This is a genomic window from Chryseobacterium sp. UNC8MFCol (assembly GCF_000482305.1).
GTDB classification, from domain to species: domain Bacteria; phylum Bacteroidota; class Bacteroidia; order Flavobacteriales; family Weeksellaceae; genus Chryseobacterium; species Chryseobacterium indologenes.
Window position 1 is genome coordinate 1 of the sequence record NZ_AXUZ01000004.1, and the last position, 21957, is coordinate 21957.

The following is a 21957-nucleotide window of genomic DNA, read 5'->3' on the forward strand; positions in this document are numbered from 1 at the left end:
ACCTACGATCTCAATGGGAATATAGGCACCCTGAAACGAAAAGGAAGACAATTCCCGGGATACACGGCTCCGGAAAATATGGATGATCTGGCCTACGAATACGAAGGAAACCGATTAACCAAAGTGGATGATCTGTCTCTAAACCCTTCAGGATATCCTATCGGAGGGAAAGCCTTTGGGTATGATGACAACGGAAATATGACTGTGCAGGAAGATAAGGGCCTTACCATCGCCTACAACTACCTGAATTTACCACAGAGCATTCTTTCTCCACAAGGTAACACCTCGTATCTATACAGCGCCGATGGAACGAAGGTGAAAAAGACTGCAGGAAGTAAAGTGGTGGATTACCTGAATGGCTTCCAGTATGAAAATAATGCTTTACAATTTTTCCCAACCTCAGAAGGCTACTTTGATGTGGTAAAAAATAAGTATATTTACAACTATACAGATCATCTGGGAAATGTACGTTTAAGTTACATGAACAGCGGATCAGGAGTAGAGATCATTGAGGAAAGTAATTATTATCCTTTTGGGTTAAAGCATGAAGGGTATAATATACTGACCGGAAATGCTGCGTATCAGTATAAGTACCAAGGACAGGAGTTACAGGAGACTGGTTTCTACTCGTTTAAGTGGAGAAATTACATGCCCGATGTGGGAAGGTTCTTTAATATCGATCCTTTGGCTGAAAAATACACTTACAATTCTACCTACGCATTCCAAGAAAATAAATTGGGAATGGGTGTTGAATTGGAAGGTTTGGAATTACTGAAAAACCATACCGGATTTTTTGCAATTCATGGCAATGCAATGAAAGTTGTTCGAGCTCCGGGATCACAGATGAGTAACGGACGTGCAACATTTACAGCCGCAGATATTGGATTGACTACAAAAGGATATAATCCTAATGGTGCAAGAATATCCGATGGTTCATCAGGTTTAAGATTAAAATCTCATGCTTATAGTGGTCCTACGCCAAACGGAGCAACAATGGAAAATGTACAGGAAACGCCGGAAAGTATGGATAGCCAAAAGTTTACTACTACTAAGAGAGGTTTGGAAATGACCAACAAAATGATAAAGAATTATGATAAGCTTAATACTGCCGCAGGTGGAGCGCAAGAATTGGTCGGTTTAATGGATTTAGCTTCTAATATTCCTGATGCCATAAAAAGCACAGGAGCCTATGTACAGGCTTCCAAAGACATAACAGCAATTGATGGTCAAGCAAAAACAATGGATAGAGCTATAGATTTGATAAATTCTAGTGGAATTGACATGACAACCCAAACAAGGAATGATGTGATAAATTATGTTTTTGATGGAACCGTACCTAATCCTGGAGCAGGACTAATGCCAAACTCTTTGATCATTCAAAATGGAACACAGATTTTAAGAAATAATAAACTGCCAATACAGCCTCTGGATGAGCAAATAAACACTAAAAAATCAGTTTTACCATAATGAAAACAATTAAATATATCTCATTAATCTTAATATTATTAAGTATAAGTTGCTGTGTAAATCAGAAACAAAAAGATGAAGAGGAAATTAAAAATACAATAAGAGAGTATTGGAAAGCGGTCAAAACAAATGATTTACAAAAATGCAATAGTTTGATTTATGATAATGAGACTTTTTTCGGAGTTATTCAAGGAGAATTTTATTTTTTACATGATAATTATAATAAAGTAAATCCAAATGACATTCTATTAAAAAATATTAAAATTAAAGATACTGTTGTCATGTTTGCTGAAAATAAACAAAAGTATGTTCAATATACAATTAAAAAAGAAAATGATACTACTTATTTGAAAAAGCCTTTAATTATAACTTTTATGTTTTATAGACCTGTTGGATTTAATAAAATATATAATCCTGTGATTTTAGAAAACCATATTGGTTGGGATAAGTAATAAGAAAATCCCTCGCTCCCGCATGATTTTATCGTGTGGCAGATAAATAAAAACCTCGCATTTTGCGAGGTTTTTTTATGTTATTTAGCAAACGCCTGTTTAGTTTTAAAATTTTGGATAATGTTGACCCGCTCTGCGAAGTTTGTAACTTCGCAGGAGATAAAAAAAACCACTGCAACTGCGGTGGTTTTTGTGTTTATATGTTGTTCTGTTTTTGTATATGGAAACAGAACAATAGAAATAAATCTTTGGGATAATGTTTAGGTATAGAATAAAAGGGTTGAATTTTTTATTTTTGTAGTAATGAATAAAAAATCATGATGGAAAAGCTAAAGAGTTTACGAAAACAGCGGGGCTATACCCAGGAATATATGTCCAAAATCCCCCCGCCGCCGCACGAATCCTTTCGTGGCATTTTATTAATAATTACTAACCTCAGCTAACGTTAGCGTCTCTCTCGTGTCTTATGAATAACATAAAAACCATTTTCATTTTTGCAATGGTTTTTATCATTTTGAGTGCAAGAAGCTTTGTATTTATTGAGGTAAGCGTCTCATAAACAATAAGCTTTTTGCCTATGAGCTGAGATACAACAACCCGAATTCCCAATACAACGGAACAGCCAGATACAACGGAAACATCTCCCAGGCCGCCTGGATCACCCAAAACGATGCGGTGTTAAGGAATTATTCTTACCAGTATGACGCGCTGAACCAATTAACAGAAGGCCGTCTCTGGGATGCTATGAACTTAGACCGGGGAGAATATACCGAAAGTCTGACCTACGATCTCAACGGGAACATAGGTACCCTGAAACGAAAAGGAAGACAATTCCCGGGATACACGGCTCCGGAAAATATGGATGATCTGGCCTATGTTTACTCAGGAAACCGATTAACCAAAGTGGATGATCTGTCTCTAAACCCTTCAGGATATCCTCTGGGAGGTAAAGCCTTTGGGTATGATGACAACGGAAATATGACTGTGCAGGAAGATAAAGGCCTTAGCATCGCCTACAACTACCTGAACCTACCACAAAATATTCTTTCACCACAAAGCAATACCTCATATCTTTACAGTGCTGATGGAACGAAGGTGAAAAAGACAGCAGGAAGCAAGGTCGTAGATTACCTGAACGGTTTCCAATATGAAAACAGTACATTACAATTCTTCCCGACTTCAGAAGGCTACTTTGATGTTGTGAAAAATAAGTATATTTACAACTATACAGATCATCTGGGAAATGTACGTTTAAGTTACATGAACAGCGGATCTGGAGTAGATATCATTGAGGAAAGTAATTATTACCCGTTTGGGTTGAAACATGAAGGGTATAATATCCTGACCGGAAATGCTGCGTATCAGTATAAGTACCAAGGACAGGAGTTACAGGAGACTGGTTTCTACTCGTTTAAGTGGAGAAATTACATGCCCGATGTGGGAAGGTTCTTTAATATCGATCCTTTGGCTGAAAAATACACTTACAATTCTACCTACGCATTCCAGGAAAATAAATTGGGAATGGGTGTTGAATTAGAAGGCTTGGAATTACTGAAGAATCATACCGGATTTTTTGCAATTCATGGGAATGCAATGAGAGTTGTCCGAGCTCCGGGATCACAGATGAGTAACGGACAGGCAACCTTTACTGCTGCCGGTATTGGATTGACCACAAAAGGATATAATCCCGGTGGTGCAAGAATATCGGATGGTTCATCAGGCTTAAGGTTAAAATCTCATGCTTATAGCGGTCCTACACCAAATGGAGCAACAATGGAAAATGTACAAGAAACACCGGGAAGTATGGATAGCCAAAAGTTTACCACTACAAAAAGAGGTTTGGAAATGACCAATAAAATGATCAAAAATTATGATAAGCTCAATACTGCCGCAGGTGGTGCACAGGAACTGGTTGGATTATTAGATTTAGCTTCCAATATTCCTGATGCTATAAAAAGTAATGGAAATTATATAAATGCAACAAATGATGTTAAAGCAGTTGATTTTCAAGCTACGCAAATGGGTAAAGCAATTAAATACGTTGATGGAAGTGGTATAGACATGACATCGCAAACAAGAAATGATGTTGTAAATTATGTATTTGACGGAACTTTGCCTAATCCCACAGCGGGACTAATGCCAAACTCTTTGATCATTCAAAATGGAACACAAATTATGAAAGCTAATAACGTCCCTATTCAACCACTTAATAAACAATTAAACGCTAAAAAAAAAGTTTTACCGTAATGAAATTAACAATAATATATTCAATTTTATTTTTGTTCTGTATAAGTTGTGTATCACAAGATCAAAAAGATAAAGAACAGATAAAAGAAACAGTTTTAAAATACTGGAAAACAGTAAGAGAGAATAATTTACAGTCATATAATAGTTTAATTTATGATTCTGAAAATTATCCTGGAGTAACAGCCTCAGAATTATTTTTTTTGAACAAACATTATAATGAAATCAACTCTAAAAAAGATTTGTTAAAAAACCTTAAAATAAAAGATACTGCAGATATTTTTATTCCAAGTGTTAAAATGAAATATGTTCAGTATATTATAGTTAAAGAAAATGATCCTGATAATTTGAAAAAGGATCTTATCATAACATTAATGTTTTATAAACCTAATGGACTTAATAAAATATATAATCCTGGAGTTTTAGAAAACCATATTGGTTGGGATAAGGAATAAGATAATAGGAAAAGCCCACGCTGCCGCGCGAATCCTTTTGCGTGGCATTTTTATTATTGACAGTGAAAAAAATAAGTATAATTACCATTATACAGATCACTTAGGAAATGTGTGTTTAAATTACATGAACAGCGGATCGGGAGTAGAGATCATTGAGGAAAGCAGTTATTATCCGTTTGATTTGAAGCAGAAGGGTATAATACTTCAGTTGGTAACGTGGCAATGAGTACAAGCACAATGGGAAGGAAACTCAGGAGATCAATATGTAAATTATGAAGCAAAAGAATTCACTATGATGATTATCAGTTGTAATAAATATTATAATATATATTGATTTATGTGGTTTATTATTTTCTATGAATGTTTCAAATTGTAATATTTTAAGCTGATTCATCGACAAAACTGTTAAAATGACTTAATTTGTCTAGATAATTAAAAGCCTTACTTTTGTTTTAAATTATTCTAAATAACACTAAGTATGAAGAAATCTATTTTTTTAATAGGGAGTTTGATAACGTTTTATCAGGTCGCTGCTCAGGAAAAAGATTCAATAGGACACAACAGGCTCGATGAAGTTATTGTTACAGCATCAAGATCTCCTGAAATTGTAAAAAAGACAGCTTCTACGGTACATATTATCAACAAAAAAGAAATAGCCGAACAAGCGTTGATTTCGCCGGATCTCAGTAATATTTTAGCTTATAAAGTACCCGGATTGGCATTTGGAAATAACCTTGTGAGCAACAGAGGGCAAACCCTGAGAGGAAGAAATGTTCTGATTATGATCGACGGAATTCCACAATCCAGCCCGTTGCGAAACAACGACAGGGAAATCAGAAGTATAGATCCTTCCGTTTTGGAAAGGGTTGAAGTCGTAAAAGGAGCCACTTCCATCTATGGAAACGGAGCTGAAGGTGGTATTATCAATTATATTACTCAGAAAAGTATTTCCGGTAAGCCTTTTTCAGGAAGAACGGTTTTAGGATTTACCAGCCATGATCTTTTTAATAACAAAATGTTCAAATCGGACGGTGGTGCCGGCTACAGGGTTTCACAAAGCTTCTTTGGAAAGGTTGGAAAACTGGATTATCTTGTTAACGGAACTTTTACCCAAAACGGAGTGAAAATAGATGGGGAAGGGCTGGTTCAGAATCCAAGATATGGTTTGGGAGAAACCGCCGTTAGTAATGCTTTTGCCAAGATCGGATATGATTTTAATGATACTAACAGGGTGGAAGCGATGTACAACTATTATTCAAGCCTGCAGGATTCAAAATATATCCTGGATATCGGTAAATACGGAGAGCGTCCTTCTACTGGCAAATTGGGTGAAAGAGAAGGCGTAAAAGAAGGAACGAGATATAATCATAACGGATATTTTAAATATATCAACAAAAATATTTTCCGTAATACAACCCTGAATACAACCTTGTATTTTCAGGATTTTTATACCATCTATGATTATCGGAATGCACCAAGATGGAAAACCGGAGGCCAGTCGGCAATTTTAGAAAAGAAGTACGGATTCAGAGCAGATTTCAACACTGAATTTGGAAAAGATAAAGGATTAAAAGGTTCCTTAACCTATGGTGCTGATCTTCTTAATGAGAAAACAAGCCAGCCATTGGTGGATGGCAGAATTTGGGTTCCCGAAATGAATATGCTGGCTATCGCACCTTTTATGCAGGGAAAATTATTCATTACCGATGATCTGACCGTAAAGGCAGGACTCCGATGGGATAAAATGTCGGTTAAAGTTCCGGATTATACCACTCTGCCTTCCAATAAAGATATTCCGTTTAATGTGCAGGGAGGAAGATTAAATTATTCGAACCTGTCTTATAACGTAGGATTGAGCTATGTAGCCTTTGAATTCTTTCAGCCTTTTACTTCCTATTCCAGAGGATTTAATATCTATGACCTGGGACGGGTCTTGAGAGATGCCAAAAGCAATGTTTTAAATGAAATCAATACCGATCCTGTGGTTATCGACAATTACGAAATTGGATTCAACACCAAGATCGGACAATACGTAGATTTCTCTGCAAGCTATTTTTATAATTATTCCAAACTGGGAGCAGATCTCGTTTCAGTTAATGGTTTCTGGACACCGCTTCGTGCTCCGCAATACATCAATGGAATTGAGCTGTCTTTGAACGTGTATCCCACACAGGGCCTGTCAATAGGAACCAATTATACTTATCAGGAAGGAAAAGTAGATGTGAAAAATGATAACAGCTACGAAAAATATTTAAGCGGGCTGAGAATTGCTCCCGCACGACTGAACTCTTATATTAAATGGAATGATAAAGCTCAGAAATTACAGTTGGGAGCCTATCATATGTATTCATTTAAAAGAGATAAGTTTGAGCCTGCTGCAACAGGGAAATATGACGAAGGGGAAGGCCCTGTGAAAGCTTTCAGTATTTTTAATTTTCAGGGAAGCTATAAGGTCAATAGCCTGATGTCTGTAGGATTGGGAATAGAAAATATATTCAATACTTCATACTTTACCCCGACCTCGATGTATACCGCACGCGACGCAGAATATGTGAGAGGAAACGGAAGATATTATACAGTCTCTCTTAGTTTTAATTATTAACAGAAATACATCCATAATAAATGACCTTTGGAATTTTTCAAAGGTTTTTTATTCGTTCTTAGTTCCGGAAAAATACTAAAAAAGACAGAGCAGTATTCCTGCTCTGTCTCATTAAAAATCTAAAAATAGAATACTTATATCATCTGTCGATCAGAATATTTTTTACAACCGTCTGTTCACCGGCTTTCAGGATTCCGATATAAACTCCTTTTTCAAGACCGGACACATCGATTTTTGTTTCGTTGTTCTTTTTAAGCAGTGATTTTCCGGTCAGATTGGTCATCTCAAAACTAAAACGTGTTAATGCAGGATCCGGCATTTCAATATTCAGGATCGTACTGGCGGGATTGGGGTAAAACCTGGCGGATTCCAGAGAATTCGCTGCTGCCGTCTTATTCACTGTTAATGTGGTAGAAGCGGTTGCGAAATGCTGTAAAGCCCCTACGGCAGCTTTTCCGATATTATAAACATATACAGGATCTACATTGGCAAAAGTATCTTTGGATGTGTGTGGATAGCTGCTTCTTATTCTTTCAAAAAATCCTGTGATAACTTCTCCTTTTTGTTCAAAAGGAATATAATCACTGGCTTCTGCAGGATCAACAGCGGTCTGAAGAGGAGAGTAGAGTGCCGTACAGTTTCTGAGCTGTTGAGTCACGGCAGCAGAGGCAGTATTATTACTGGAAACACCTCCCTGATCTTCATCACAATAGACTGTATTGTTGTTGTTTCCTTTCACGCCACCCACCTGATCAAGGTTAAAGACCAGTTTGATATCCAGTTTGCGGACACCTCCCTGATATACAACGTTATTTACATAATGCGTGCTTCCTATAAGTCCCTGCTCTTCACCGGAAAAATGGATAAACTTGATTGAATACTCGGTAGGGACATCCTTTAATATTCTTGCAGCTTCCAGGATAATAGAAGTACCGCTACCGTTATCATTTACACCTGGCCCGTTGAGGGTGTCATAGTGTCCGCAGATAATAACAAATTTGTTCGGATAAAGTGTTCCGGTTTTGGTGATGATCAGATTTTTAGAAGTTTTTGATCCGTACGTGAATGAGCTTTCTACCATTTGACTTGCCGTATACCCATAAGAAGTATATTTGTTTTTGATCCAATTCAGAGCATTGGTATTAGCAACAGACCCGGTTGTTTTTATCCCTAAATTTCCAAACTCCTGTAGATTGGTAGTGATATTTGTCTGGGTAACCATATCTGCTCTGTCCTTATAAGCCTGGATAAAGGTCTGGGCAGTAATACTCTGTAGCATTACTGAAACACATAAAATTGTTGTGATTTTTTTCATATTAATATTTTAGTTGTGGATTACGAATATAATAAATAAATCCCAAAACTGTGTTTAATTTTTTATAATTGAATGGTAATTTTCATTACTTCGTCAATGATTGTTGCGGTAAGGTTACATTTATTGTTATGATATAAGGTTATTCATAAAAAAACCTTTTGAAATATTTCAAAAGGTTTGTATGTAGAGTGCGGTCAATGAGGGGGAAAATTATTTTTTAACAAGAATCTTTCGCACCACAATCTGATTTCCGGATTTTAAAATCCCGATGTAAGCTCCGTTTTCCAAATTTGAAATATCAATTTCAGATTCGCTGACTTTTTTTAATAGAGAGTGTCCTGCTAAATCTGTGATTTCAAAACTAAAATTTTTTACAATAGAATCCGGGATGCGGATACGAATCATATCTTTTGCCGGATTGGGAGAAATTTTTATTTCTTCCAGTGCGTTTTTTGAGCGTACTTCATCAGTTCCCAGTGTACCGGTAGCGACAGCAAAGTGTTGTATAGCTCCTACAGCAGCTTTACCGATATTATAAATATAAACAGGGTCCGTATTGTCAAAAGTATCATCAGACGTATGCGGATAGCTGCTTCTTTTCCTTTCAAAAAAACCGGTAATCACTTCTCCTTTCTGTTCGAAAGGAATATAATCGGTTGATTCGGCCGGGTCAACAGCGGTCTGTAGCGGAGAGTAGAGTGCTGTACAATTTCTAAGTTCCTGAGTAACTGTAGCTGATGCGGCATTATTGCTGGAAACGCCTCCAAGATCCTGATCACAATACACCGTATTATTAAGATTTCCCATTACACCGCCTACCTGGTCCAGATTGAATACTAATCTGGTATCTAAAACACGTGTATTACCCTGATAGGCAACAGTATTTGCGTAATGTTTACTTCCTAATAACCCTTGTTCTTCCCCCGAAAAATGGATGAATTTTATCGAATATTCCGTAGGAACATCTCTCAGAATCCTTGCTGCTTCCAGGATAATCGAAGTTCCACTACCGTTATCATTAACGCCTGGACCATTAAGAGAATCAAAATGCCCGCAAACAATAACATATTTGTTAGGATATAGCGTTCCGGTCTTTGTAATTACTAAATTTTTGGAACTAATACTTCCTGAAGTAAAAGGGTCTTCTGTAATCTGGCCGGCAGTATATCCGAAGGAAACATATTTACTTTTAAGCCATTCTAAAGCATTGGTATTCGCAGGGGATCCGGTTGTCTTGATTCCCAGATTGGCAAAATCCTGAAGATTTGTCGTAATATTTGTCTGGGTCACCATATCAGCCCTGTCCTGGTAAGCCTGAATAAAGCTCTGGGCTCCCATGTTTTGTGCAATAATTCCTGTTAATAAAAGAACCGCGATTTTTTTCATTCGAAATAATAAAATAATGGCAAACTGATATTTATACGGACTATTTTTCAACAATTATTTTCTTAGTGATATCACCTTTGTCTGTTTTTATGGTGACTGTATACACTCCATTTGTCAATGCTGAAATATCTAATTTATTACGGTTGGCAATATTCATGACTCTGTTTCCTGTCATATCATTGATCTCTACACTGTACGATTGTACCTTTTGCGGCAATTCTATCATGAGTGTATCTTTAACAGGGTTAGGATATATTTTTATGGCGTCCAGTAATTTTTGATGGGCAATTTCAGCTGTCCCCAGATTATCAGAAGTTATAGAAGCTACTGCAAAATGCTGCAAAGCACCTACTGCTGCTTTACCCACATTCAAAACATAGACCGGATCTATATTCGCAAGAGTATCATTTACCGTATGTTCGTTATTACTTCTTGTGTATTCGTAAAAACCGGTGATCGTGTAGCCTTTGGCCTCGAAAGGCATATAATCAGAACTGTATGCATAAGATATAGAAGTTTGAAGAGGCGAGTAGAGGCCTGTACACGTCGCTAATTCCTGTGTAGCAGTATTGGAGGCTGCATTATTTCCGGGTACTCCGCCTGTATCTCTTTCACAGGTAATAGTGGTATTTGTATTTCCTATTTTTCCTCCTACCTGGTCAATATTAAGAACAAGCTTAATATCCAGCTGACGGGTATTTCCCTGGTAGGCAATATTGTCGGCATAATGATAACTGCCTTCCAGTCCCTGTTCTTCTCCGGAAAAATGGATGAATTTTATGGAATATTCTGTAGGAACATCTTTTAATATTCTTGCAGCCTCCAGTAAAATGGAAGTTCCGCTTCCGTTATCACTGACTCCTGGACCAACAATGGTATCGTAATGGCCACAAATGATAACATATTTATCGGGATAGACGGTTCCTGTTTTAGTGATCACAAGATTGGTACTGTTGACTGTTGTATTTCCAATGGTGAAACTGAAAGGATCTTCTGTAATCTGACCAGCCGTATATCCGTAAGAAACATATTTGTTCTTCAGCCAGTTTAAGGTGTTGGTATTCTGAACTGAACCCGTTTTTTTTACTCCAAGATCAGAAAATTCCTGGAGGTTGTTGCTGATATTAGCCTGGGTTACCATATCTGCTCTTTGCTTATAAGACTGAATAAGGCTTTGGGCAGTTATATGTTGTGTAATGACAGATGTCAGTAAAAAAGCAGCGATTTTTTTCATTTCTATATCCAGATTGTTTTTTGATTGCTAATATACCAAATAATCACTGTTTTATAAGATGAAATACAAATCAATTATCTTTGTTTATGTAAATAATTTATTATTATGAATTTTATACTATAAATAAATATTTTTATTGTTTAAAATTCAACAATACTCTATTTTATGTTTGTTTTTTTTACGAGATCTTACAGTATAGATATAACAAAAAATCCCGGATAAAATCCGGGACTATATTGATAACAAAAATAGTATTCTACATTATTTTACTTGATCTACAACAGCTTTGAAAGCTTCAGGGTGATTCATTGCTAAATCTGCTAAAACTTTTCTGTTAAGCTCAATGTTGTTCTTTTTAAGAGCTCCCATAAATTGAGAGTAAGACATTCCGTGCTCTCTGGTTCCCGCGTTGATACGAGTGATCCAAAGGGCTCTGAAGTTTCTCTTTTTCTCTTTTCTACCACGGTAAGCATATTGCATTGCTTTTTCTACCGCGTTTTTAGCTACTGTCCAAACGTTCTTTCTTCTACCGAAAAAACCTTTAGCTTGCTTTAAAACTTTCTTTCTGCGAGCTCTTGAAGCTACGGCATTTACTGATCTTGGCATAATTTAAATTGTTTTTTTGAAATGTGCGACAAACTGTTTCATTGTACTTGGTTGCTCCATTTCAGGGTTAAAATTTTGAATTTGTTTTGAATTCTTATAAACCGAATATAGATTTATAAAAACTACTTAATTGCTAATTGACGTTGAACGCTTTTCTCATCCACTTTAGCTACGTAAGAAGTAGTAGTAAGATTTCTCTTCTGCTTAGTTTCTTTCTTAGTTAAGATGTGGCTTTTGTAAGCGTTTTTTCTTTTGATCTTACCAGATCCGGTAAGAGCAAAACGTTTCTTAGCACCTGATTTCGTTTTTAATTTTGGCATTGTCTTGCTTTTTTATTGTTTTTGTTATCAATATCTGTTTTGGCTATCCCTAAGGACATTAGGAATAATGGTTTGCAAAGATACAAAAAAAATCAATGCAAATTTTTATAATCTGTGATTTTATTGTATTTATAGACGTATAGTAATATCTTCAACATCCACCTGGAATACATCATTCAGATTTTGATTGTTTCCTCCCAAAACAAATTTGATCCTATGTCCTACATAGCCAAATATATCTTTTTTTGAAAATAGCTGAAGCTTCATGTGTGGATCATTCACAAAAAAGTTAACTGTTTTATTGGTATTCCAGATTGGAATTCCATTGTTATAAATGACCATATTTCCGTCATTCTGTGCAATAAGCTGTGTAGAACCACCTTCGGGCCTGTAGCTGTTGGATTTCCATACCGGAGTAGTGCGATTTCCTGCTATCTGGTACAAGACAAGGTTATTATCGTACTGCATGACAAGCTGGTATTTTACACCTTGGTCCTCTACGGTAATGGCCTGCCCTGCGTTGAGTACAGAAGGATGGTATACTTCCTTTATTAAATTTACAGTTGTAGTACCAATACGGGAAGCCTTATCTCCGTTTACTGCGATTTGCTTTTCAGCTGGCATTACGTCATCACGGGTTTCATCCTGAGCACAAGATACCAATAGCATCGAAAGACTTAAGAAAGTCATTAATTTTAATTTCATAGGTTATTTTTTGACAGGAGCAAATATATAAAATTTTGCATTAATTCACTATGTTAAGATTTTAAATTTGTAACAAATGCTTTATTGATGGTGTTTTACAATTTTACTTAACACACTTTTTAGTGTTTATTTATGAAAATGTAAATAGATTCAGTGGTGAATTTTCAATAGTGCAGGGGAATTTAATTATGACTGAAAAAACTCCAATTAATCTTTACCGGTGATTTTTTGTGGTGTTACAGGGATAGAGTAGACCAAAATAAGTTTCCCGCTTCTGTTCAAGAAACGGGAAACATTTATATCTCTGTATTCTATATAATTAATTGAAGTCTTCCACAATTAAATCCTTTCTTTCTTCATTATTTCCACCAAGAATAACTTTAATTCTGTACCCTGAAGGAATGAAAGCTCCTGTTCTTGTATAGAGCTGGATTTTAATGTGTGGCGAGTCCACATGATAGTTAACGGTAGTATTAGAATGCCAGATTGGAATACTATTAACCGGAATACTATTACTAGCATAAATTACCAGATTCCCATCGGTTTGTGCAATAAGTTTCGGCTTTACAACATCGATCCTGTGGGTATTGGAATGCCATAATACAGTTTTGTGCCCTTGTCTTTCTCTGTAAAGAACCAGGTTGTTATCAATCTGCATGATTAATCGATACACACTACCATTGTGCTCCAACGTAAGAGACTCATCTGTGTTTAATACTTGCGGATGCATAGGACCGGATTCTTTGATGAATTTTACAGAGGTAAGACTTCCAAAACGATCGGTATTACTTCCATTTACAGCAACTTGTTTTTCAGTTGGCATTACCTCATCGCGGGTCTCATCCTGAGCACACGATGCCAATAGCATCGAAAGACTTAAGAAAGTCATTAATTTTAATTTCATAGGTTATTTTTTGACAGGGGCAAATATATGAAATTTATATATTAATTCACTATATTAAGATTTTTAATTGATAATAAATGCTGTATTGATGGTGTTTTACAATTGTATTTAACGCACTTTTTAGTGTGTTTTAATAAAATAACCACAGCCGTACGACTGTGGTTATTGAAAATTATAGGTATTATGTTATTAGGATTTGATAAAAGCCAAAAGATCTCTGTTAATCGTTTCAGCTTCTGTGGTCGGCATCCCGTGTGGGAAACCCGGATAAGAAATCAATTGACCATTCTTAAGCAGCGTGGCCGCTACTTTTCCGGTTGTTTCGAACGGAACAATCTGATCATCTTCACCATGCATTACCAGCACAGGAACATCCACACTTTTAAGGTCTTCTGTAAAATCTGTTTCTGAGAATGCTTTAACACAATCGTAATGGGCTTTGATGGAACCGCTCATTCCTTGTCTCCACCAGTTTCTCTGGATTCCGTCTGAAACTTTGGCACCTTCTCTGTTGTAGCCATAAAAAGGGAAGGTAATATCAAAGAAAAACTGGGATCTGTGCTTGGCTGTATTATTTCTGATATCATCAAAAACAGAGATAGGAACTCCATTTGGATTATTCTCGTTCTGAACCATCAGAGGAGTTACCGCACTTACGAGAACAGCTTTTGCAACTCTTCCCTTACCATGTTTAGCTACATATCGAATGACCTCTCCGCCACCTGTAGAGTGTCCTACATGGATAACATCTTTTAAATCCAGGGCTTCAACAAGTTCGGCGACGTCAGAAGCATACGTATCCATATCATGCCCGTAAGGTGTCTGCTCAGATCTTCCGTGTCCTCTTCTGTCATGGGCGATTACTCGGTATCCTTGCTCAAGGAAGAAAAACATCTGTGCATCCCAGTCGTCACTCGATAATGGCCATCCATGATGGAAGAAAATAGTTTGCCCCTTTCCCCAGTCTTTGTAATAAATCTCTGTTCCGTCTTTTAATGTAAGTGTGTTCATAAATTCTTTTTATAATTAATATGAGTGTGTTTGTATTTAAGATGAGAAATCCTCACCATATATTATATTACTCTAAGATACTATATTGGTGAAAATTTTAAAGCAACAGAAAGTGTGATTAACGTTAATTTAACAACTGATGTTCAGGTCGAAATTGGTCCCTGAAGAAAAATAAATGATTACCAATACGTATAATATAGCTGATAACCGGGATTGTATCATTCTTCACATCTTACTAATATTGACGGCTAATATGAGTAACAGATTGCACATGAATACGACAGGATAAAAAGATAACACAATTTTGGTCTGAGTTAAAAGCTATCCGGAATGGAATATTCGTGAAAGCGGTAACACAAAAAGACATACGTACCATAAACTAGAGATATCTTTTATACTTCGGCCTGTCAGAACTCATCAGGTTTCAGGACATATGACCTCACTCTATTAAAAAAATCTAAATATGCTTTCATCCGCAGACTTACATCTTGAAAGAATTTTGCTCCTCACCGCTCTGACTATATTTTTCGGGGCAGGTTTTTCTTGTATGCTCATTATTTTTATCATAAATTCTGTAAAAAAGAAACCGAAAAGTGGGCTTTATTACCTTCTTTGGTTTCTGATCCCCGGAATTACGGTATTAGCTTTGGCAACATTGTATTTGTATATGATGTTAATTTAAAAAGAAAAGAAATACATCAGAATGAATTAACCTGATTCATGATAAAGAAAAAATCAAGAAAACCTAATAGATTAAAAATTACAATTATGATTTTCAGAAAACTACTACCTGTTGTGGCTTGTGTGATAAGCTTGTCCTCTTTTGCGCAAATAAGAACAGCAGTATATTTTTCTTCAGATAAAAAATACAACGAAGTTATTGAGGAACTCGGAAATCCATTATCAGGCAAGCCGGTGCTCATAGCACAATCATTTGTGCCCAACTACGGAAGTTATGTCTGGTTTTTGAACGAAACTAAAGCTGTAAAACCCGCTTACTTCGGTGGAAATCCGAAAGATTTAGAAGCTGGTATTTTTCTGGAAGATCACGGCGGATTACTTCCGCAGATAAGCTTTAAAGACTTTGCCGAAGGGTTGTCTCAACCTCGTTACATGATTAATTTTTGTGAAATCCATGATGCTGATCATGATGGCTTTCCCGAATTTTACCTTACGTATTTTGAAGAATCAGACGGATTGGATGCCAAACCTTTAAAGGTAATTGTATACACGAGTCCGGATAAAAAAAAGTTCTCAAAATCAAAGATTACAGGCTGGATTCCCTTTCAGGAAGAAGATCAGTATCGTGAGCTAAAGGATGAAAATTTCAGGCTATTACCTAAAGAAATACGACTAAAGGCTGAAAAAATACTGAAAGACGCTAAAAAAGAAATAAAGTAAAAAATCACCAATATCAGGGATATTTTTGTGCGGGACCTTTGAGTATCTTTACCCCATAGATTTATTAAAGATAAAGCGGTGAAAAACCTTCTGATTTTAACGTCACTTTTAGCCTTGCCGGGCTGTACAGCTGATACTCAAAAACTGAAAGTTTCGCCTGTTTATACTGAGCTCCAAAGGGTTGCTAAAGAAATCCCGGAAACAGGTAAAACGCACACGTATACAACACGAAAGGAAGTTACAGAGCGTCTGAATCCTGTGATTATAATGCATTCTAAAAATGATAAAACATTAGCCTTCCGGATACAGGGAAATATCAGTTCAGACGGCCATGTGATCAATCAGATCAGAAAAATCCGGTCTAAAAAAGGAGAGCAGAACGGCAATACCGTCACACTGAGATACTATGCTGAGATCAAAAAAATTCCCGGTAAAGAAAGTGCAGATGTCGTGGGATATAACTATATCAAAGATGAAATTTATAAAGTACCGGATGATATTAAAATAATAAAAATAGAACTGTATGAAGGTCATAGCAATAATTCATCGGACATAAAACCAAAGATGATTGCGCAACAAACCTACAATTTCTTTGCAAAAATATAGATTCCGGTGATGCATAGACTTTAATTAATACATATCAGCCAAAGGAAGTGGTGACAGAATATTACAATACTGCAGAGTGCTGACAACCAATAGCCTTAAATAAATACTAATGATGTACTTTTATAGCTTTCTTTTTCACTCATAATGAAATGATCAATTCTTATTTCGGATAAAGACGACAACACACGTATGGGTAAAAACAATAACAAAATAAAATTGAGTGAAGAAGAGGCTATAAAATGAATACCGGGTTTCATTTCTTTCATTGACAGCTTTTGACTTGAAAAAAAGATGAAAATACCCTCGTGAATAAGACTTCTGATTGTATGGTGCAGGCCTCTGTTTGTACCAATTGAAAGAAAAATATCTTCAAAATTGATTGGCAGTATTTACTTATATTTACGTTTTTTATTACACTGAAATTCCATAAAGGTAAGGGTTTGATGCACAGGTTATTATTTATATTCGCTTTGTCTGTTTGTCCGTTTTTTGCACAGGCACAAGATGTTTTAAGCAAATTAGAAAGGGAGTATAGCCATGCATCGGGTAAAACCTCAGAGCAGATGAACCTGGCTCCCAAATATGCTACAGCCTTATTTTTTCACCAGCTTAAATCCAGATCTTATCAGATTTTAGATTCCAATATTGCCCTGGCGACCAAAGAAACTGACGGGAAATATGCTACCATTTTATATGCCGTTCAGGCGATGAACTATCGGCTTGATCATAAAGAAACCGAAGCTTTAAAAAGCCTTGATATGGCAAAAGCCTACAGCCTAAAAACGAATAATAACGAGGCTAAAGGGTATTTCCATTATGCAAAAGGCTGGATTCTGACCCGTAATAATAAAACGACAGAGGCCGTGGCAGCCTACCTAAAGGCCATCGAATATTATGAAAACTCACCCACCACTTCTACATTATACGGAAGATTTGGAAATGTAGCCAAAGAGCTGTCTACCATTTATTCCAATCTTAATGAATATCAGCTGGAAGAAAAATACAGTAAACAGTTTTTGTTGCTGGCCTCTAAACAGAATGATCCCAATCTTATCTTCGATTCATACATGCGAATGGGATATGTATATGAACAAAAGTATGCCCAGAATACATCAGAGATAGATTTCAGAACTAAGGCAGAGCAATATTATTTGCGGGCAATTAATACATTCAACAGAAATAAAGAGGCGATGGTCAATAAAACCAGCCTTTCATATGCAGCGATCAATTTGGCCAATCTATATACCGGTTTTGACAGAAGCAAGGCGATGCAATATGCCCGGTTAGCCAATACCGTTAGCCTTGAGACCGGTGATGCCATCCACATTGCTTCTTCGTTCGGAATCTTAGCCGAGCTGGCTATACAGGATAAAGACTATGATCTGGCCAAATCATATTTTCTAAAAGCCACTATGGAAATTGGAAAAAGCCCGGTCAGAGATCATAATATAGAATTGTCTCTTCTGGAATCTTTATCTCAGATCAGCGAAGAACAAGGAAACTATAAAGAAGCACTGACCTATTATAAAAGCTATGTTGATAAATACAAAAGTATTTATGACCAGGAAAAACTTGATATTACCAAAAGACTCGAATCCCAGTTTGATAAAGAAAGACAGGAGCAAAAGTACATTAAGCTGCAACTGGAAAGTGATAAAAAAGCACAGCAGATTAAGCTGATCAACATCCTGCGGGCTCAGCGTGAACAGGTTTATAACAACTTAAAGCTTGTAGAAGAAAATCAGCGGGAACGACTGAAATTTTCAGAACTTGAATCCGAAAAGAAAGAGCAACAGCTTCGCTTGGCAAAGTTGGAAACCGAACAAAAAAACAGCGATATCAACAGCTATAAAAAACTTCTGGCATTCAAGGAAAAGATCAATACCTACTATATTGTGTTTATTGTCATCTTTATTGTTCTGATTTTCTTATTGCTTTATGCCTATAAACAACGGGTCAAATCGATTAAACAAAGAGACGAGCTGCATGCGCTGGCCCTTGAAAAAGAAAAGCAAAATTCAAAAATCTCTACCCTTACCGCATTGCTTGAAGGTCAGGAACAGGAGCGTGGCCGCCTTGCCCGCGATCTTCATGACGGATTGGGAGGCTTGCTTTCCGGAACCAAACTTCAGTTATCATATTTAGATCCCCATCAGTCTGAAACAATAGAAGAAGGAATATCCAAGTCTATCAACCAGATCGATGGCGCCGTTGAAGAACTGAGAAGGGTAGCCCATAATCTAATGCCTGATTTACTCACGAAATATGGTCTGGAAGTAGCGATTAAAGAGTTTGCTACCCGAATTTCCAGTAGCGGATTGGATATTCATACAGAATTTATCAACTATACCAACTCCATATCACAGGAAAAGCAGCTGATATTGTACAGGATCATCCAGGAATTGGTCAATAACGCTATAAAACATGCCCATACGTCAGAAATCATTATCCAGATAAGTGAAGAAGAAGATATGCTTAACGTTACGATAGAAGATAATGGTAAAGGCTTTGATCCTGCAAGCTTAGACATGAGAAAAACAGCAGGTTTTCATAATATAGAATTAAGGGTCCAGTTTTTAAAAGGTACGATGCATATCACCTCTGAATTGAATATCGGGACCAGTATAGAACTTCAAATTCCCATTCATAATACATGATAAAAGTAGCTATAACAGACGATCACCCGCTTCTACTGGAAGGGTTGAAAAATATTTTAGGAAATAATGATGCCATAGATGTCGTAGATTGCTTCAAAGACGTTTCAGAAATGAATGCCGGCCTGGCAAAACAGACGATCGATATTTTATTGCTCGATATTAATCTTCAGGACACCAACAGCATTGAACTGATAAAGCCTTTAAAGAAAAAGTACGGGAATCTTCAGGTCATTATGCTCAGTGTTCATAATGAACTGCCTGTCATTAACAGTACTCTGGCAGAAGGAGCTTTGGGATACATTCAGAAAAATGCATCCGTGTCTGAAATTCTGGAAGGTATTACGACCGTGTATGCCGGTAATCGTTTTTTATGTTCGAAAACGCAGTCAGTTTTAGATAAAAAATCACCAGACGGATTGCATCAGGTTCCGAAATTAACCCGGAGAGAAAAGGAAATTTTAGCAGAGGCAGCCAAAGGTCTTACCACCAACCAAATGGCAGAAAAACTTTTTATAAGTCCCCACACCGTTGAAAGCCACCGAAAAAATCTTATTGAAAAATTTCAGACTTCCAACCTGAGTTCAGCCATCAAATTAGCCATAGAATACGGTCTGATCATGGAATAGAGTACTCATCATTACGGGTCCATTTTTAGACCTCTGTAGATTTTACAGATTTAAAAATCCATGTGTCTATCGGTAAATCCTGGACCTGACCGGAACCCATTTTATGTATGATACCAACAAAAAGGCCTGCTTACATCGTAAAAGCAGACCTTTTCTATATATAATCAAATAATTAGGTGTGTCATGATTAATCTTTGAATCGCAATGCCGCCTGGAACAGGTTTTTCTTTCCGGTTAAATCATACTCATCATTATAAGCAGGCTCATACATCAAAATATACACTCTGCTGTCAATATCTTTTAAATGGACAGGCTGATCTACCATTACATCATAAAACCTTGTAATAGTACGCGTAGCAGTCCACTGTTTTGAGTTACCTTTAGGATTTTTATCAAATCTGTGATCTTTAGCATCCGTATAATACCAATATGACGGTGCCTGATCCATCAGAAACATTTCCTTGTCTTTGTTATACAGTTCCTCTGCCATACCCGTACTCTGGAACCAAGGTACCTCGGCATTATAAACACCCAGCGCAGCGCCATAAATATCTTTATTCGTAGTGGTACCTACTAAAAAACCTTCAAGGTTATTCGCTGTGACTTCAAACAGGAAAGGCGACTTTTTCAGATCATATACATCGTTGGTTGGCTCAATTACCTTTCCGTCTTGTTTAATAACTACTTTTAACGATTGGGCAAAAATCATTGTACCCAGTAAAGAAAACAGGAGTGTTAAACTTATTTTTTTCATTGTTAATCTTTATAATAACTGGGGCAAAGATATCAGACTTTATCCCTCTAAACACTCGCTGATTTCAGGGGTTTTTATATTATTTTAAACTCAGATTCCAATAACCCGGCGTATTTAAAACAGATGGTCATTCAATTTAATTTTTATGAAAGCAGACTTTTGCTTCTTTCCTTTTGCAACAGCTGAGTTTATGGGATAAACTTCGGCAAAAAAAGTATCATGATCTATCCAGAATGCTTTCTTATCATCAGCTATTTTGAAGCTGGTAAAATTCACATACAAAAGATTTTCCTGTTTTTTAGTTTGCGGTGAGTATTGGGCGATCATAAAATCACTTCCCACATCATTATTGGAAGAGATGCAGGTAACCCAGCTTTTAGTGGGAAGAATCTGGGGATAGCCGTTTGTGCTTAGTTCAAATGTGATTGCATTTTTTACGTTGAAAAAAGAATAGTAAGAATCTAAAACTTCGTCAGAATTTTCTTTGAAAACCTCCAGGTCTAAGAAAGACGATCGTCCTACATACTCATTGGCAAGAGGTCCGGTTTCTGTAGATACATTTTCGTCTTGTGTAATGATTTCTTTTCTGTTATTGGCAAGGTATGTCCAATTGTGGCCCTGCAGTTTTATATTCGGGTTTTTCACCAATGTTTCATCGATCCGGTATTTTGAGCTGGCTGTAAATTCTTGTTCTGAGATCTCAGAAATACTACCGAATTTCTTAAAAGATTTATTTTTAAAATCATCCGATTCCTTGAAAGTACTGCTTCTGATGGCATAAAGATCCACATCTTTTAAAGTAAGCTCAAATGCTGCCTTGAATTCTGATTTCAGCACAAATGCTTCAATGCTGTTTGAAATAGTATTATTAATGCTGTAATGAATAGAGTAGAAGTCATCAAACTCTTCAAATCCGTAGTAATTATCGATTTTGTTGTATGCCACTTTCAGGTGTGCGGCTTCTTGATCCGGAGCTACAAAAAACCGTACAGAATCCAGTTTGGTCAATAATTGAAAAGGTACATCCTGTACATTATCCACACCTTTTATTCTTTTAAAATCGGTTAGTGTTATCTTTTTTTGCGTAATTTCAGTTTTCGCCTTGTGGGTATCTGATGTTGTCTTCTGCTGGTTACATCCTGCAAGAACCACCACAGATGATATAAAGAATTGGTTTACGATTTTCACTTTGTATATTTAAGGGCAAATGTA

At 36.6% G+C, this 21957-nt stretch carries 19 protein-coding genes; 9 read left to right on the forward strand and 10 right to left on the reverse strand.

What is annotated here, in order from left to right:
* From M030_RS23655 to M030_RS0103140, 5 genes are all read left to right on the forward strand, one after another.
* Positions 1 to 1467, forward strand: a 1467-nt coding sequence (locus M030_RS23655) for an RHS repeat domain-containing protein (RefSeq protein ID WP_034722050.1), incomplete at its 5' end; no start/stop codon positions are given.
* Positions 1467 to 1919 carry a hypothetical protein gene (locus M030_RS0103120; RefSeq protein ID WP_027372204.1) on the forward strand — a complete coding sequence of 151 codons (453 nt, stop codon included), beginning with the start codon at positions 1467 to 1469 and terminating at the stop codon, positions 1917 to 1919. The genes M030_RS23655 and M030_RS0103120, both read left to right, overlap by 1 nt.
* Before the next feature lie 675 nt (positions 1920 to 2594).
* A complete protein-coding gene (locus M030_RS24855; RefSeq protein ID WP_228375178.1) occupies positions 2595 to 4166 on the forward strand; it encodes an RHS repeat domain-containing protein in 1572 nt (523 codons plus the stop codon).
* Complete coding sequence (locus M030_RS0103135; protein ID WP_027372207.1) at positions 4166 to 4618, forward strand: hypothetical protein; 453 nt, start codon at positions 4166 to 4168, stop codon at positions 4616 to 4618. Before M030_RS24855 ends, M030_RS0103135 begins: the two co-directional genes overlap by 1 nt.
* Positions 4619 to 5096: 478 nt before the next feature.
* Complete coding sequence (locus M030_RS0103140) at positions 5097 to 7220, forward strand: TonB-dependent receptor (RefSeq protein ID WP_027372208.1); 2124 nt, start codon at positions 5097 to 5099, stop codon at positions 7218 to 7220.
* 139 nt (positions 7221 to 7359) lie between these two features.
* On the opposite strand, the gene M030_RS0103145 is transcribed toward M030_RS0103140, so the two are convergent.
* The 8 genes from M030_RS0103145 to M030_RS0103180 all read right to left on the reverse strand — a co-directional run bounded on the left by M030_RS0103145 (position 7360) and on the right by M030_RS0103180 (position 14701).
* Complete coding sequence (locus M030_RS0103145; protein WP_027372209.1) at positions 7360 to 8535, reverse strand: M28 family peptidase; 1176 nt, start codon at positions 8533 to 8535, stop codon at positions 7360 to 7362.
* Positions 8536 to 8745: 210 nt separating this feature from the next.
* Entirely contained in the window at positions 8746 to 9921 is a 1176-nt protein-coding gene (locus M030_RS0103150) for a M28 family peptidase (protein ID WP_027372210.1), read from the reverse strand.
* A 40-nt stretch (positions 9922 to 9961) separates the two neighbouring features.
* Entirely contained in the window at positions 9962 to 11155 is a 1194-nt protein-coding gene (locus M030_RS0103155) for a M20/M25/M40 family metallo-hydrolase (RefSeq protein WP_027372211.1), read from the reverse strand.
* Between the two features lie 261 nt (positions 11156 to 11416).
* Positions 11417 to 11761, reverse strand: coding sequence for a 50S ribosomal protein L20 (rplT, locus tag M030_RS0103160; RefSeq protein ID WP_027372212.1), 345 nt, complete (start codon positions 11759 to 11761; stop codon positions 11417 to 11419).
* 122 nt (positions 11762 to 11883) lie between these two features.
* Positions 11884 to 12081: a 50S ribosomal protein L35 gene (gene rpmI, locus M030_RS0103165; protein ID WP_002979658.1), complete on the reverse strand. Its 198-nt coding sequence runs from the start codon at positions 12079 to 12081 to the stop codon at positions 11884 to 11886.
* A 129-nt stretch (positions 12082 to 12210) separates the two neighbouring features.
* Positions 12211 to 12786, reverse strand: a complete 576-nt coding sequence (locus M030_RS0103170; RefSeq protein WP_027372213.1) for a hypothetical protein — start codon at positions 12784 to 12786, stop codon at positions 12211 to 12213.
* Between the two features lie 319 nt (positions 12787 to 13105).
* Positions 13106 to 13690: a hypothetical protein gene (locus M030_RS0103175; protein ID WP_027372214.1), complete on the reverse strand. Its 585-nt coding sequence runs from the start codon at positions 13688 to 13690 to the stop codon at positions 13106 to 13108.
* A 189-nt stretch (positions 13691 to 13879) separates the two neighbouring features.
* Entirely contained in the window at positions 13880 to 14701 is an 822-nt protein-coding gene (locus M030_RS0103180) for an alpha/beta fold hydrolase (protein ID WP_027372215.1), read from the reverse strand.
* A 768-nt stretch (positions 14702 to 15469) separates the two neighbouring features.
* Here M030_RS0103180 and M030_RS0103190 point away from each other — a divergent pair.
* The 4 genes from M030_RS0103190 to M030_RS0103205 all read left to right on the forward strand — a co-directional run bounded on the left by M030_RS0103190 (position 15470) and on the right by M030_RS0103205 (position 19991).
* Positions 15470 to 16102: a hypothetical protein gene (locus M030_RS0103190; RefSeq protein ID WP_027372216.1), complete on the forward strand. Its 633-nt coding sequence runs from the start codon at positions 15470 to 15472 to the stop codon at positions 16100 to 16102.
* Between the two features lie 78 nt (positions 16103 to 16180).
* Positions 16181 to 16708, forward strand: coding sequence for a hypothetical protein (locus M030_RS0103195; protein WP_227533092.1), 528 nt, complete (start codon positions 16181 to 16183; stop codon positions 16706 to 16708).
* 443 nt (positions 16709 to 17151) lie between these two features.
* A complete protein-coding gene (locus M030_RS0103200; RefSeq protein WP_027372218.1) occupies positions 17152 to 19365 on the forward strand; it encodes an ATP-binding protein in 2214 nt (737 codons plus the stop codon).
* A complete protein-coding gene (locus M030_RS0103205; RefSeq protein ID WP_027372219.1) occupies positions 19362 to 19991 on the forward strand; it encodes a response regulator transcription factor in 630 nt (209 codons plus the stop codon). The genes M030_RS0103200 and M030_RS0103205 overlap by 4 nt, the downstream gene beginning before the upstream one ends.
* A 187-nt stretch (positions 19992 to 20178) precedes the next feature.
* Here the strand turns inward: M030_RS0103205 and M030_RS0103210 are convergent, their stop codons facing one another.
* Positions 20179 to 20745, reverse strand: coding sequence for a hypothetical protein (locus M030_RS0103210; protein ID WP_027372220.1), 567 nt, complete (start codon positions 20743 to 20745; stop codon positions 20179 to 20181).
* A gap of 114 nt (positions 20746 to 20859) precedes the next feature.
* Positions 20860 to 21933, reverse strand: coding sequence for a hypothetical protein (locus M030_RS0103215; protein WP_027372221.1), 1074 nt, complete (start codon positions 21931 to 21933; stop codon positions 20860 to 20862).
* Positions 21934 to 21957 lie beyond the last annotated feature (24 nt).